At 45.0% G+C, this 15,646-nt stretch carries 11 protein-coding genes; 9 read left to right on the top strand and 2 right to left on the bottom strand.

Annotated features, from left to right (window positions below; all coding sequences use genetic code 11):
* The first annotated feature begins 54 nt into the window (after nucleotides 1-54).
* From BKN38_RS03775 to BKN38_RS03745, 7 genes are all read left to right on the top strand, one after another.
* The gene (locus BKN38_RS03775) at nucleotides 55-1,776 is read left to right on the top strand and encodes a TolC family protein (protein WP_233712887.1); all 1,722 of its coding nucleotides are present in this window, start codon (nucleotides 55-57) and stop codon (nucleotides 1,774-1,776) included.
* Complete coding sequence (locus BKN38_RS03770; RefSeq protein ID WP_176754194.1) at nucleotides 1,776-2,906, top strand: efflux RND transporter periplasmic adaptor subunit; 1,131 nt, start codon at nucleotides 1,776-1,778, stop codon at nucleotides 2,904-2,906. Before BKN38_RS03775 ends, BKN38_RS03770 begins: the two co-directional genes overlap by 1 nt.
* Nucleotides 2,906-5,962 carry an efflux RND transporter permease subunit gene (locus BKN38_RS03765; protein ID WP_066455459.1) on the top strand — a complete coding sequence of 1,019 codons (3,057 nt, stop codon included), beginning with the start codon at nucleotides 2,906-2,908 and terminating at the stop codon, nucleotides 5,960-5,962. Before BKN38_RS03770 ends, BKN38_RS03765 begins: the two co-directional genes overlap by 1 nt.
* Before the next feature lie 57 nt (nucleotides 5,963-6,019).
* Nucleotides 6,020-6,319, top strand: coding sequence for a DUF3240 family protein (locus tag BKN38_RS03760; RefSeq protein WP_066455456.1), 300 nt, complete (start codon nucleotides 6,020-6,022; stop codon nucleotides 6,317-6,319).
* Between the two features lie 483 nt (nucleotides 6,320-6,802).
* A complete protein-coding gene (locus tag BKN38_RS03755) occupies nucleotides 6,803-8,416 on the top strand; it encodes a glycosyltransferase family 39 protein (protein WP_070957693.1) in 1,614 nt (537 codons plus the stop codon).
* Nucleotides 8,417-8,609: 193 nt separating this feature from the next.
* On the top strand, nucleotides 8,610-11,042 hold the full coding sequence (locus BKN38_RS03750; protein ID WP_233712888.1) for a M99 family carboxypeptidase catalytic domain-containing protein: 2,433 nt from the start codon (nucleotides 8,610-8,612) through the stop codon (nucleotides 11,040-11,042).
* Between the two features lie 184 nt (nucleotides 11,043-11,226).
* Nucleotides 11,227-12,135, top strand: a complete 909-nt coding sequence (locus BKN38_RS03745; RefSeq protein ID WP_066455808.1) for a DUF815 domain-containing protein — start codon at nucleotides 11,227-11,229, stop codon at nucleotides 12,133-12,135.
* 351 nt (nucleotides 12,136-12,486) lie between these two features.
* Here BKN38_RS03745 and BKN38_RS03740 read toward each other — a convergent pair whose 3' ends face one another.
* The gene (locus BKN38_RS03740) at nucleotides 12,487-13,188 is read right to left on the bottom strand and encodes a Bax inhibitor-1/YccA family protein (protein WP_066455810.1); all 702 of its coding nucleotides are present in this window, start codon (nucleotides 13,186-13,188) and stop codon (nucleotides 12,487-12,489) included.
* Nucleotides 13,189-13,379: 191 nt separating this feature from the next.
* Between BKN38_RS03740 and BKN38_RS03735 the strand changes: the two genes are divergently transcribed.
* On the top strand, nucleotides 13,380-14,387 hold the full coding sequence (locus BKN38_RS03735) for an AraC family transcriptional regulator (protein ID WP_066455812.1): 1,008 nt from the start codon (nucleotides 13,380-13,382) through the stop codon (nucleotides 14,385-14,387).
* Nucleotides 14,388-14,567: 180 nt separating this feature from the next.
* Complete coding sequence (locus BKN38_RS03730; protein WP_070957692.1) at nucleotides 14,568-15,434, top strand: ATP-binding protein; 867 nt, start codon at nucleotides 14,568-14,570, stop codon at nucleotides 15,432-15,434.
* Between the two features lie 44 nt (nucleotides 15,435-15,478).
* Here the strand turns inward: BKN38_RS03730 and BKN38_RS11025 are convergent, their stop codons facing one another.
* A complete protein-coding gene (locus BKN38_RS11025) occupies nucleotides 15,479-15,619 on the bottom strand; it encodes a hypothetical protein (RefSeq protein ID WP_156528204.1) in 141 nt (46 codons plus the stop codon).
* Nucleotides 15,620-15,646 lie beyond the last annotated feature (27 nt).

Below are 15,646 nucleotides of genomic sequence, written 5' to 3'. Positions count from 1 at the left end.
ATCTAGCTTTTATTTGATTTGCTTTGGGGGCTTTGTTTGAGGATTGATAGTTTTTTGTCAAAAATTTGTTTGTCTGTGGCGTGTGGCGCGGTGTTTGCTGCGGTGGCGTCTGCCAAGCCTGCGGGCGCGCAAGATGAGACGCAAAAAATCCTGCAAGATATCGCCAAAGACATAGCCAAAATCAACGCGCAAAAAATCGATACGCAAAATAGTGCTGCGAAAAATGATAAGGATGCCAAAAATTCTAAGGCTAAAGATAAGGATTCTAAAAATTCTGGGGGCGCTAAAGATTCTAGCAATACAGCAGAATCTAAAAACGCCAAAGATTCCAAACAAGACACAAAGCAAGATTTGGCGCAAGATTCAAAACAAGATTCTGAAACGAGCGCCAAACTAGATTCTGCAAAAGACTCAAAAAAAGATACCAAAGCAAATGCAAAAGATACCAAAAAATCCGCCAAAGATTCTGCTAGCAAATCCACCTCTAAATCCGACAAGAAATCTGCCAAAAAAGATTCTGCCAGCGCGAGCAACACCAGCACCAACAGCGCCGGCGCACTAGGCGCTAGCAACCACCTTAGTAAGCAGGCGTTTTTTGAAGCGGTGGAGCAAAATACGATTAACCTCGTGAAAAACAAAGCGCAGTTTGATAGCTTGATAGAAGCGCAAAAGGCGATGAATTCTTGGGATTCTCCATATACGGAGATAGAGACAGGATTTGCCAAAAATGCTATTGGCAGAAATGAGCTAGAAGTCACCGCGCTTTTTATGCTAAAGCCAAAGCTGCCGTGGGTGCAAACGCTTTTGCATCAAAGCTTGAAGCTCCAAACCGAGCAATATCAAAAAAGCTATGAGCTTTATAAAAATCTAGCCTTTATCTCTGCCAAACGCCTCTATCTCACCTATGAGCTAACCAAAGAAAAATACAATGTAGCAATCGCTAGAGAAAACAACTTCCTATCCCAGCTCCAAATCGCCAAAGCAAAGCTAGATGCGGGCTCGATGTCTAAAAAAGACTATATAAGCTTCAACAACTCCTACCTTGATGCCAAACTTTTAAAAATGCAGACACAAACGCAGCTGCTTGATTTGCAGCGCATGCTGCATCAGATTCTGGGATTTGTGGATGTGCATACGCAGATAAATCAAAACGACATAGATGCAGAGATTTTAAGCGTAGCGCATGATGTGAAGGTGGATGGCATGGCGTTTGGCTATGCGGATGTGGCGCCGGATTTTGCGCGCGAGTCGCTAGAATCCTCGCCCTATATCTCCATACTAGATTTGCAAGCCAAAAACTACCAAACAAACGCAAAGCTCGCCAATCGCGACAGATTTGACACGCTAGAGCTAGGCGGCGGGCTCGTGCATGCAGAATCTAGCAATGGCGCGCAGCTTAGATTCTCTATCCCCCTGCCTGTGACGCCTAAAAATACGCATCTCAAACGCAAATGGCTAGCACTTCATAGCGGGACTTTGCGCGAGGGCGAGATCACAAAAAACAATCTTTTGGTAAGTATGGATTCTTATCTAGACCAGCTTCATAGCAAAAAAAGCTTCATCGAACTCCAGCAAGAAAATATACAAAACAAAAAAGACCTCGTAGAAATGGGTAAAATCGCCTATGAAGCGCAAAAAATCAGCCTTTTTGAATACCTTGCGTATCAAAATTCTTATATGGATAGCCTCATCACGCTTGCAGATGCGAAGCTAGAATATGTAGGCATACAATCATTGCTAGAAGAAACTTTAGGCTCGATGATAGGAGATAAATGATGAAAAAGCTACTAATATGCGTATTTTGCGCTGTGTGCGCGCTTTTTGCTGCTGATACAAATAGCGCCAAAAATGCTAGCAGCGCCAAAACCGCCCATGCCAACAACGCCGGCTATTCTGAAGTAAAAGTCACGCCCATGCAAGCACAAGGCTTGGGAATCAAAGATGTGCCTATACAAAACCCAGCCATCACGCGCGGCGTGCCATTTAACGCGCTAATCGACTTTGATGACAAAGATTCTACCACGCAAAGCTCGACCTTTGATGTCGTCGTCGTGGCGATTTATATGCGCGAGGGCGAGCAGATAAAAAAGGGTAATGAGATTTGTGAAATAAGCTCTAATGAGCTCAATAATCTTTACTTTGAGATAGAAAACACGCAAAACAAATATCGCGTCGCTGAAGAAATAGCGCAAAAAGACAAAGAGCTTTTTGAAGCGGGCGTCATCTCACAGCGCGAATATCAAGCCAGCTATCTTGCTAGCAAAGAGCTATTTTTGAAGCTAACCCAGCTTAAAAATGTGTTTAAACTTTTTGGGATAGACCCGGATAAGCCGCGTGGCGTGTATGGATTCCGCATTATCGCAAATGACACTGGAATCCTATCTGTCGCACCAAAAAACACCGGCGAGAAAATCCCCGCATTTACCCCCTATGTCAGAATCTCCAAAAACAACAACCTCCTAGCGCGCATCAAGATTCCGCTCTCTATCTCTGATTATGTCCTGCCCGGCTCCAAAGTCTATAGCGAAGGCGGGCAATATGTAGGTGATATCTCTAGCGTGTCTGTAGTCGTAGATAAAAACAACAACTCGATTATGGCGATAGCCGATCTCAAAAAAGGCGTGTTTCGCGTGGGCGAAGTAGCAGATGTGTATATCGAGGGCAAACAGCCAGAAAACACCTTTGCCCTGCCTTCAGAAGCGGTGATAAAAAATGGCAAAGATAATCTCATTTTTGTAAAAACTGCTGGGGGCTATATGCCACGAGTCGTGCAAGTCGTAGAAAAACGCAGCAAATCATTTGTCATAAGCTCCAAAGGTTTCAAAGGCAACGAGCAAATCGCCTCTGGCGCGCTAGTCACGCTAAAAGGCTTAGTCAATAATATTGGCGATAGTGGAGCGCATTAATGCTGGTTAAGATTATAGAACTTTCATTGATGCAGCGCATCATTGTGATGATTTTCGCGTGCGCGCTTTTGCTTTTTGGCGGGTATAGTTTTTTGAGCATTCCTATCGATGCTTTTCCAGATGTCTCTTCTACGCAAGTGCGCGTCGCGGTGAAAGCTCCGGGTATGGCGCCAGAAGAGGTAGAAAATCGCGTCGTGCGTCCGCTAGAACTAGAGCTGCAAGGCTTGCCCGGGCAAAAGCTACTGCGCTCGACTTCTAAATACGCCATAGCTGATATCGTGCTAGATTTTGAAGATAGCGTAGATATCTATCTAGCGCGCCAGATGACAAATGAGCGGCTGGCAAATGTTTTGAGCGATTTGCCAGATGGCGTGGATGTGCGCTTGCAGCCTATTGTCACGCCATTATCAGATATGTTTATGTTCACCATTGAAGGCGATATTTCAGAGCTAGAGAAGCGCCAGCTGCTAGATTTTATCATCCGCCCAGAGATACGCAAGATAAAAGGCGTGGCAGATGTTAGCTCGCTTGGCGGCTTTGCCAAAGCATTTGTAGTCGTGCCGGATTTTAACGATATGGCGCGACTTGGAGTGACTATCACCCAGCTAGAAGATGTGCTAAAAGCAAGCCTCAAAAATGACGGCGCTGGGCGCGTGGATAGAGATGGCGAAAACTTCCTAGTAAAAATCCAAAACGCCGCATTAAGCCCTGAAGAGATAGCCGAGCTTGCGATACAAACGCGCGCTGGATTTGTCAAAATCGGCGATTTTGCCAATGTCACTACGAGCTATCTTACTAGGCTTGGCTTTGTCACCAAAGATGGCGTGGGCGAGACGACGCAAGGCATGGTTTTATCACTCAAAGGTGCAAACTCCAAAGAAACGATTGAAGGTATTTATAAAAAGTTTGATGAACTTACACCCATGCTGCCAGAGGGTGTGAGGCTCAATGTCTTTTATGACAGATCAGACCTCACACAAAAAGCGGTGGATAATGTCACAAAAGTGCTGATAGAGGCTATCGTGCTAATCATTGTGCTTTTATTTTTGTTTTTGGGCGATTTGCGCGCGGCGATTGCTGTGAGTATGATTCTGCCTTGTGCGCTTTCGGTGGCGTTTATCTGTATGCGGCTAAATGGCATGAGCGCAAATCTTATGAGTCTTGGCGGGCTTGCGATTGCTATAGGTATTTTGGTGGATTCTGCGGTGGTGATGGTAGAAAACGCCTATGAAAGGCTAAGCTCAAACACCACCACGACAAAGCTTCACGCCATATATCGCGCGTGCAAAGAGATCTCTGTATCTGTTGTCAGCGGTATCATCATCATCATCGTGTTTTTCGTGCCTATTTTGACGCTGGAGGGCTTGGAAGGCAAGATGTTTGCGCCATTGGCAAAAAGCATCGTTTTTGCGCTTCTTGGCTCGCTGGTGCTATCCATCACAGTGATTCCTGTCATGGCATCGCTAGTGCTAAAGGTATCCGAGCACAAAGAGACGCTTATCACGCGCTTTTTTTACAGAATCTACACGCCAACACTCCATTTTTGCCTAGATCACAGCAAGGCAGTGATTGCATTTGCGGTGGTGTTTTTGGTGGCGAGTCTTAGCATTTTTCCTTTTGTAGGGAAGTCATTTATGCCTTCACTTGATGAAGGTGATGTGGTGCTTATGGTGGAGACTACGCCTTCTATCTCATTGCCACAATCGCGCGACCTTATCTTGCGTATCCAAAAAGCGCTCAAAGATTCTGTCCCAGAGATAAAAGAAATAGTCGCGCGCACCGGGACAGATGAGCTAGGACTTAGCCTTGATGGGCTCAATCAAAGCGATATGTTTATATCATTTATCCCAAAGGATAAATGGCAGGTCAAAAACAAAGAACAGCTAATCGCCAAAATGTCTCATGCGCTCGATGAATTTGTAGGCATAAGCTTTACTTTCACCCAGCCCATAGATATGAGAATCTCTGAAATGCTTACCGGTGTGCGCGGGGATTTGGCGATAAAAATATTTGGCGATGATATAGCGATACTAAATGATCTTAGCAGGCAGATAAAAGAGATTCTGCAAGGTGTGCGCGGCAGCACGGAGGTATTTACCACGCTAAATGAAGGGGTGAATTATCTCTATGTCACGCCAGAAAAGCATATGATGAGTAATGTGGGCGTGAGTGTGGATGAGTTTTCTAAGTTTATGAAATCTTCACTGGAGGGCATCATCGTATCATACATCCCCATAGGCGTGGCGCGCATCCCTGTGCTTGTGCGCCAAGACCCAGAGATAGCTACAGATATTACCAAGCTAGAAGCACTAGAGATGTTTTCATCGCGCGGCTATGTGGTGCCGATTAGCTCTATCGCCGAGATAAAAGAAGTCGATGGGCCTGTGATGATAGTGCGCGAAAACAACCGCCGCATGAGCGTCGTGCGTAGCAATATCGAAAATCGCGACCTAGGCGGCTTCGTCGATGAAGCAAAGGCGAAAATATCCGAACAAGTCAATTTCCCGCCAAACTATTATGTAACCTATGGCGGGCAGTTTGAGAATCAGCAGCGTGCAAATGCGCGTTTTGCGCTGGTTATTCCTATTAGCATAGTCGTGATTTTCTTTATTTTGTATTTTACTTTCAAAAGCGCGCCGCTGGCACTTTTGATACTGCTAAACATCCCTTTTGCTGTCACTGGCGGGCTTATATCGCTATTTTTATCCGGCGAGTATATTTCAGTGCCAGCAAGCATTGGCTTTATTACGCTATTTGGTATCGCGGTGCTTAATGGCGTGGTGATGATAGGGTATTTCAAAGAGCTGATAAAGCAGGGCAAAAGTGTCGATGATGCGGTGGTGATGGGTGCCAAAAGGCGCTTGCGCCCGATACTTATGACAGCATTTATCGCGGCGTTTGGGCTGATACCGATGCTGCTTTCAAGCGGTGTGGGAAGCGAGGTGCAAAAGCCTTTGGCGATAGTCGTCCTAGGAGGGCTTGTGACTTCTAGCTCGCTTACGCTTTTGCTGCTGCCTGCGATGTTTAGAATCATCGCTAAGCGCATACAGATATGATGCGAAACACCTGCCACACCACACGCCACGCACGCGAGCTAAAATCAAGGAGTCATAATGTGTAGCTGCCTACAAATCTATGCAGATATAAAGCTAAAAGATCACATCGTAGATGCGCTTTTGGAGCAGAGATTCAATGACTTTTATTATGAAGACTGCGACAAATACGCGGTGCGAAACCTACTCATAAGCCAGCGCGAGCAGGTGAGCGGGCGCAAGGAATATGGCAAATTTAGCCTTTTTATCGACTATGATAGCGCGGTGGAATTGGTGGAGTTTTTGCACGAAGAGTATGGCAAAGATGATATCAAATGCTATATGATACAAAACATCGAAGAGCTAAAATCTCGAAGCTAAAGGGCTGGAATCTGAAAGCGCTAAAATCTAAAGCTTGCGCGGGAATACGAGAATCTGGATTCTGGAATCTAAAATTTGAGAATCTGACATCTAAGAATTTGCATGAGAGTCTGCAATTTGCACGAGGAATCAAAATTTACATGAGAATCTAATTGCATGAAGTGGCCAAACTTTGCGCGAGAATCCAAGCCTCGCACCAGAATCTAAACTTTTACGCTAGAATCTAAATCTTGGAATCTAATCCTTAAAATCTAGTTTTGAAAATCTAAAACTTTGCGCGAGAATCTAGTTTTCGCGCTAGTATCTATTTTCTCTTCTAGATTTTAGATTTTGGGCTTTAGGCTCTTGGATTTAGATTTTTAGATTTTGGATTTTAGATGCGAGATTTAGATTCTAGCCTTTTATGCTAGCCAGAATCCAAACTTTATAAGATATAATACCAAATCCAAATGCGCTATTTTTACATCCCCATTAGGAGAGACAATGCCCTCACACAAAACAGAATATTTATTTTCTAGAAAGCTCACTTTTTTGGATTTTGCGCTTGCTTTTGTGTTGGCGCTCATTAGCTGCGCTCTTTCTTGCGCGCAGCTATATGATGGACATGGGTGGGGAGGCGATTTTTCTCAATATATCGCGCAAGCTATGGCGATAATAGATGGAAATATAGCAGAACAAATCAAAAATAATACCTTTATGATGCAAAATAGCATCGGATTTGGTCCTTATGTGTATCCATGGGGCTTTCCTGTGCTTTTATCCCCAGCGTATGCGCTATTTGGATTTGATTTGATAGCTTTTAAATATATAGGTATATTGTGTTTTAGTGGCTTTGTATTTGCTTTTTTTATTTTTTGTGCTAAATTTTTGGATAGAAAAGGCGCGCTGATAGCCTCTTTATTTTTTGCGATTAATCCATTATTGACCGATTATGCGGCCAATGAGATTCTATCTGATATCCCTTTTTTATTTTTTAGTTTTTTGGCTGTTATTTTTCTATCTGCATTATTTCAAGCCAAAATACCAAATCAAAAAGATTTGATTGCTTCTAATACTGATGGGGGGGGCAACAAAATATATTTATACTCGATTCTAGGCGGAGTATTTTGCTTTTTTGCTTTTTGCACTAGGTCAAATGGTATTCTTATTTTTCTCACGCTATTTACTTGTCATTTTGCCCTTATTTTATATTTTTTATTGTCTAAATACTTTGATTGCAAGCCTGCCTTGTTGCATAAATTTTATAAATCTTGTGTTTTAAGCCCATTGCCACATATTATTCCTTATATTATTTTTATACTTGGTATTTTATTGCTAAATATTTTTCTAACTACTGGCGGAGAAGGGCACCTTGGGTATTTGTCTAAAATATCATATAAAACAATATTTGGGAATATAATTTATTATATATTTGGCCTTTCAGGTTTTTTTGATCTTAATCTTCGAAAAATATTGGGGCTTGCAATTCTTATATTTTTTGCGCCACTGATATTTATCGGAACAAAAAGGTTTTTGAGTCAGTATTATGGATTAGGCATGTTTATATTAATTTTTATACTTTCCAATTTGGCTTTGCTTATTTTGTGGCCTTTTGTTCAGGGCATTAGATTTACATTCTGTCTATATCCATTTGTAGTGTTTTTTATGGCTATTGGTGGCAAGGCATTGTTTCAAGAATATGTGGGCTATAAATTTTATAAAAAATCTATATTTTACATTGTTATTGGTATTTTTATATTTTTTATTTTTAAAACAGGATGGCATGCCTATAGAGTCCATTCAAGTCCCTATTATAAAGAGCATGAAGCTTTTTCTAATGATGCGCTAGAAATTTATGATTTTATCAAGACAAATACCCTTCAAGATGACAAAATAATATTTTTTAAGCCAAGAGTGCTTTATCTAAATACGCATAGATTATCAGTCGCCACACCAAAACAAGATGAAATACCAGAATATGACTATTTACTATCATATGAATATAGTGGTGGGTGGGTAGAATCTGCCGTTAAACCATATATTGAAAACAACTCATCGCTTGACTTGATTTTGATTTTCAAAAATGAAAATTTTGCCCTTTATAAAATAGCGAAATAAAATATAAATTGATTATTCCGCATTTGATTTGATTGCTCCTATTTTTAGGCGATAGATGCCACATTGGCTTAAAATTGGGTTATATTTTGGCTATAATACCAAACCCAAATGCCAATGCGTTTAGAGGCGCGCCCGCGAGACACACACGCACAAGCGCGCTAAAATTGGCGACAAACACAAGGAATGATGAAAAATGCGATTTTTATGTATAGCATGCATGATGATTTTTGCAAGCACTGCCAGCGCCAAAGAGCTGCGCACGCTAGATTTTGAGGTGGTGAAAAAAGAAGCAAGTGCAAGCGCAACAGCGCAAAAAAGCGCGCCCAAAAACGCGGATTCTGCAAGCCCTGCGCCAGATTCTGCATCAGATTCCACGCCAAACTCCAAGCCAAACTCCGCGCTAGATTCCGCTAGAGAATCCACAGCAAATGCCGCGCCCACGCTTTTGCTTATCGGCGGGATACAAGGCGATGAGCCCGGCGGATTCAACGCTACCAATGTTTTTCTAAACCACTACACCATAAAAAATGGCAGCGTATGGGTGGTGCCCGTGCTAAACCCGCACTCTATGCTAAAAAATCATCGCGGCATCTATGATGATATGAATCGCAAATTCGCCGCCCTCTCGCCAAACGACCCCGAAGCGCCCATAATCGCGAATATCAAAGAACTCATACGCGCCAAAGAAGTAAGCGCGGTGCTGCATTTGCACGATGGCAGCGGGTATTATCGCGCCACTTATGAAAGCGCGCTGCTAAACCCCAATCGCTGGGGGAATTGCACCGTTATCGATCAGACGATGCTAGAAGGTGCGGAGTTTGGCGCGCTAGAAAAACACGCGCAAAACATCATCGATCACATAAACGCACACCTCCTAAAGCCCATCCACCGCTATCATCTGCACAACACCCAAACCGCGCAAAAAGACCCAGAAATGCAAAAAGCGCTCACCTTTTATGCGATAAATCAGGGCAAAGCCGCCTATGCGAATGAAGCGAGCAAGGAGCTAAATGTCGCCGAACGCGTGTATTATCATCTGCTTGCGATAGAATCCATGCTTTCGCAGATGGGGATTGCCTTTGAGCGCGATTTTGGGCTCACGCCCAAAGGCGTGCAAGCCGCGATAAACGACCCCAAACAGCGCTTTTCTATTGAAGGCATGCCGAGTTTTCCTTTGTTTGGACTGCGCGCTTTGCAGGCGTCTTTCCCGCTTCCAAAGGGCAAGGATTATGGGACGATACGCATAGAATCTGACAATAAGATTCTAGGGCTTCTCCCGCGCGAGAATCTGCTCGTGCTAAAATATGGCAATCGCGTGATGAGTAAATTTGCGCCAAATTTCATCGAGTTTGGCGCGCCGCTTGCGCCCATAAATGCGCGCATAGATGGCAAAGAGGCGCGCGTGGCGATGGGCGAAGTCGTGCGCGTGGCACAGCGCATAGAGCTAGAATCCATAGCGCCACAAACCACGCAAAACACGATAGAAAACACCATCGCGCCAAATTCTGCGCCAGCGACAGAGACTATCACCAAATCCGTGCGCGCCAAAGTCGTAGGACTCACAAAGCAAAATCCAAGCGCCATAAGCAAAGCCGCGCTAAACCCAAATGCTAGCATCGATGTGGGCGGGAATCTGTATCGCGTGGAGTTTTATACGCGCACGCAGATTACGCAGACTTTCCCGCGCGAGCCGCTAGAGTCGCCAAAAAAAGATGGGGTGAAAGATGAGGCAGAATCTAGCGCGGAATCTAAAAATGTGGATTCTGGCAAGAGTTTGGATTCTAAAGTGGATTCTAGTGCAGAATCTAGCTCGGATTCTAATGGCGCGCAAACTTCACAAACTACGCAGAATCCACAAACCGCGCAAACAGTGCAAAATACCTCAAGCATTGCCAACATTTTGGCAAACAACCCACAAGCCAAGCCCGCGCGCGTCATCGCTAGCACCGCGCATGTGCGCGCCGCTCCTAGCGTAGATTCTGGTATCGTGGCAAAAGCGCCGCTTGGCAGAGAGCTTTTTATCCTCGGATTTGAGGATTCTAGCATGGGTGCGTGGGCGAAAATCGCCTATGATTTCAAGGGGCGCGACATACAGGGCTACATCCTAGCGCGCTTGCTAAAAGAAATGAGCGCGGCAGATTCCAAACGCTTCATCGCCAGCGCACTAGAATCTAAAAATGCAGAATCTAGCGCAGAATCCAGCAGCACACAAACTACGCAGAATCCACAAATCGCGCAAAATACCTCAAGCATTGCCAACATTTTGGCAAACAACCCACAAGCCAAGCCCGCGCGCGTCATCGCTAGCACCGCGCATGTGCGCGCCGCTCCTAGCGTGGATTCTGGTATCGTGGCAAAAGCGCCGCTTGGCAGAGAGCTTTTTATCTTGGGATTTGAGGATTCTAGCATGGGCGCGTGGGCGAAAATCGCCTATGACTTCAAAGGACGCGACATACAGGGCTACATCCTAGCGCGCTTGCTAAGGTTAAGCGCAGATTCTGCAAAAGCTAGCGCGCAAAGCGGCAAAACAGCGACAAAAGCGCCACTAAAGCCCATCATCAAAACAAGCGCCAAAGAAGAATTTAGCGGTATGATATTGCTAGATTTTACACCAGAATCTAAATAGCCTAAAATTAGTCTATCGCGCCTTATTATGCAAAATTATGCAAATGCAAAGGCGCGCAAGGCGCGTTTTACGCGGATTTGTGAGTTTAGGGTTTAAAGTTTAGATTCTAGAATCCAAATCTTATATTTTACAGCGCGCAAATAGCACATCAAGCCACAAGCCGACAAGCCAAAAAGGGGACAAAATGCCAGAATCTAAAAATCTAGAATCCAACCCAAAATCCAACTTGGCATCAAGCCCAGAATCCAGCATCAATCCCTTTTTTCAAGCGGATTGGCGCACGCACAAAGCATATATTTTACGCACATTTCAGCATCACTGCTATTTGCACGCGATTAGCGAGTTTGGCGAGGCGGGCGCGCTTATAGGCATAGATTCCCAGCGCGCGCAACTAAGTGCCAACACGCAAGCCTTCGCGCAGGGCAAAGACGCGCTGCACGCGCTGCTTTGGGGCGCGCGCGGCTGTGGCAAAAGCTCGCTTATCAAAGCCACGCTTCTGCCCTATCTGACAAGTGGCGATGTGCTGCGTGTGCTAGAAATAGATTCTAAAGACATCGCGCTGCTGCCGATGGTGTTTGATGCTTTGCGCGCGCAGAAGGCGTATCGCTTTGTCGTGTTTTGCGATGATTTGTCGTTTCGCGCGGGCGATAGCACTTACAAAAGCCTAAAAAGCGCGCTTGAAGGCTCGCTAGAATCCCGCGCGCAAAACATCATCGTGTATGCCACCTCAAACATCCGCAAAATCCTAGAATCCGCCGGCGCAGACCACTTGCCAGAGCACAGCATCACGCAAGAAGAGCTTTCACTTAGCGATCGCTTTGGCTTGCAGATTGGATTTTATGATTTGGGCGCGCAGGAGTATCTTTCATATGTAGTGCATTTTTTGCAAGAAAAAATCGCGCTTGCAAACGCGCCCATAATCACTACCAAATACGAGAATCCAATAACCGCTGACATCGCAAAATCTCTGCTAGAAGCAGAGTCGCCAAATGCCTTGCGCCAGCATGCGCTAAACTTTGCCACGCAAATGGGCGGGCGCAATGCGCGCATCGCTAGGGATTTTGTCATATCGCTTTGCAATAATATCGAGTAAGCAGAATCCAGCACAGAATCCGCGTAAAAATTGACGCAAAATTTGCCGGCGCACCAGCAACGCAAAAAAGCAGAATCTAAATCTAAAAAATACAAGAAGCAAAAAGAAGTATAAATCGAGGGGTATGAAGATTTGTAAATTTTGCAAAAATTTGCGAGGATTAAAAAGCTAAATAGAAATAAAAACCCCCTAGAATCCAAATAAAGCTAAAATCTAGATTCTAGAGCCTTAAAAAGACAAAAGCAAAAACTCACATTCAAAAAGCCAAAGCCCGCGCGCAACGCGCAAGCCGACAAGCTAAATCAAGCCCGAGCGAGTCAAAAAAGCAAGTTGAGCCCGAGCCAAAGCCCTTTAGTCGTCTTTGCCAAAAATCCCTATAAGCTGCAAAAGCGAGATGAAAATATTTAGGAAGTCCAAATATAGCGAAATCACCGCCATTATAGGGCTGTCATAGCGCCCGCGGATGATGTTTTGCGTATCATAAGCGGTATAAAGGCTAAAAAGTATCACGCATGCCCCAGAAATCGCTGCCATCATCGGCGTAGAATGCAAGAAAAATACATTCACCAGCGAGCACACGATAACCACGATAAGCGCGATGAAAAGCATTTTGCCCATATTGCCAAGATCAGCCTTTGTTTTGATAGCAAAAATACTCATCGCACCAAACACGATAGTGGTCATGCCAAGTGCCTGCCACACAGCGCTCAAGCCCTGTTTGCTTATCACATAGCCTAGCAAAGGCACAAGTGCCACACCAGTCAAAAATGTAAAAACAAAGAGCAAAGCGACATTTAGCCCCGGTGATGAGCGCAAAAACATAAGCGCCAAAAGTGCGGCAATCTCTGCTACAAAAATCCCGATGCGAACCGCTGGATTGACGACTATCTCAAAATTCATAAGTCCCACAATCGCGCCAATAGTCGCAAGCAGCAAGCTAGCAGCGAAAAATTTATAAGTCGTTTTTACAAATCCAACCAGCGCGCTCTCACTCTCAAACGCCATGTCTTGGGCAATCTCACGCCCTTGATAATTTCTATCATAAAGTCCCATTACAATCTCCTTAAAACAAATTGGGCGTTATTTTATTATAAAAAAGCCAATATCGCATAATTTTTGCGCGCCAAACACGCGGCTATTTTTGCTATAATCACAAACGATGATTAAACGACAATCCAAGCAAGGCACAAATCCCAGCAAGCCCAAATGCAATCTCAAACGCAAACTAAAATTAAAGGCCAAAAATGCTCTACCTCCCAAATGATCTAGGATTTTTCCCAAACTCAAGCGAGCAGAATCTGCAAATCCACACGCTTGGGCGCTGCACTTTCGCGCGCTATCAGCAAAGAGACAGCACGCGGCATTTGCCAGTTTGCATGCAAGAGCATGTGCTTATTTTTGTGCGAAATGGCGAGAAGATTTTCCACAATGGCGCGCAGGAGCTGCACCTAAAAAAGGGCGAATGCACGCTTATAAGGGCTGGGAGCTACACGATTAGCAACATCACTGCGCGCGGGCTTTATGAGGCGTATCTGTTCTTTTTCAACGCGCCGCTTTTGACAGCGCTCGCGCATAAGCATAAGGATCTATTGCCGGCAAATATACTAAATCCGCGCGAGAATCCACACAAGAGCTCAAATGAGAATCCGCGCAAACTGCGTGAGAGTTTGTGTGAGAATCTGCAAGGCAAAATGGCGGATAGCAAAGCGGCGGACAAAACGCCAGATTCTATAAAATCCCTCGCTAGCGATGATAGCGGCAAAATCACCGACCCAGCATTGCAAAACATCATCGAGGGCTTTAGCGCGCATTTTGAGTGCAACACGCGCTATTTGGAGCCTATGATTGAGCTGAAGTTTGAGGAGTTGTTTTTGCATCTCGCACTAAGTGGCAACAAGGCATTTCTAGGCTTTATCCGCGAGCTGTTTGCGACTACGAGGCTTGGGCTTGGCGAGCTGTTTGCGTATTGCGAGCGCGAGTTTTTGAGCGTGGCGGATATGGCGAAGTTTGCGCGGCTGGATAATGCGAGCTTTTGGCGCGAGTTTAAGCAGTATTTCAACATCTCGCCCAAAAAATGGCTTGATGAAAAGCGCCTTTTGAAAGCGCGATTTTTGCTCCAATACGCCGATAAAAATGTGAGCGAGATTTGCAGCGATTGTGGCTTCAGCTCGCCTGCGTGGTTTATCGCACGCTTCAAAGAGCAATTCAACCAAACGCCAAAGCAGTATCAAAAGGCACTGCAGAGAATCTAAACGCAAATCCGCCACGCCATCGCCTCATCGCCGCTCCGCCGCCACTACAAACAACCTTGCAAAAATCCCACAAAAAATTCCTGCAAATCAAAAAACTTGTATTTTTACCCAAATAACTTATACATTTGCCGCGCGCATTTTTCTATACTTCTGGCTCAAATTCATTCCAAAGGAGAAAAAATGAAAACGAAGTTTTTCGCAAATGCGATTCTAGGAGCTGGCTTGTGCTGCGCGCAAGTGCTAGCAAGCGGGCTAAAAAGTAGCGATATAGAAGGGTTTGCGGCGCCGGAGAGCGTGTTTGTGGATTCTAGCTTTATCTATGTCAGCAATATCGGCGCGAAGCCCGAGCCACTGGCAAAAGATGGCGATGGCTTTATCTCAAAGCTTGACAAAAATGGCAACTTCATCGAGCGCGCGTTTATAGAGAATCTAAACGCGCCAAAAGGCATGGCGAGGCTTGATGATCGCCTATTTGTCGTGGATATCGACACGCTTTACGCTTTTGATGTGAGGAGCAAAAAGCAGGCGTTGAAACTTCCCATAAATGGCGCGGTGTTTTTGAATGACATCGCTGTGCTAGATTCTGACACGCTGCTTATAAGCGACACTGGCACTGGGATAATTCATAAAATCAACCTCGCAAACAACGCGATCGAGGAGTTTTACAAGCTTGATATGAGTGAGTTTGGCGGTGGCAATGGACTAGCGATTGATAAGAAAAATAATGCGCTCATCATCGCTGGCTATCACCCAGATGGCGCAAGTGGTGGCAAAGTCATGCGGCTAAATCTAGCGAGCAAAAAGCTTGAAACTTTGCTTGATACAAAAGGCGCGTATGATGGCGTGGCGGTGCTTGAAAATGGCGATGTTTTGGTGAGCTCGTGGGGCGAGAATCTGCAAGGCGTGATTTATCGCATAAATAATGGCAAAGTGAGCGCGCTAGAGCTTCCGTTTATGCAGGGACCGGCGGATTTTTTCGTGGATAAAAACACGCTCTATATCCCAAAAATGCTAGAAAACAAGGTGCAAAAAGTGGAGCTAAAGTAGCTCACCGCTTAAACGCGCTTCTTCATTATGCGCCTATGCGCCTCTCAATGTATTTCTTCCGCGCGCTTTGCGCGGGCACTTCCTCTCATGCACTTTTTCCACACACTTTTTGCATGCGCTTTTTCCGCACGCTTCATCTGCACGCATCCGCTTTGTGCGATGTCGCGCGGTGCTATTGGCAGCATTGAAGTCCTTAAGGCTACCAATGGCGC

This window comes from Helicobacter sp. CLO-3 (assembly GCF_001854545.1).
Classification (GTDB): domain Bacteria; phylum Campylobacterota; class Campylobacteria; order Campylobacterales; family Helicobacteraceae; genus Helicobacter_B.
The sequence above is the reverse complement of the archived record's forward strand: the minus strand, read 5'-3'. Positions and strand labels throughout refer to the sequence as shown.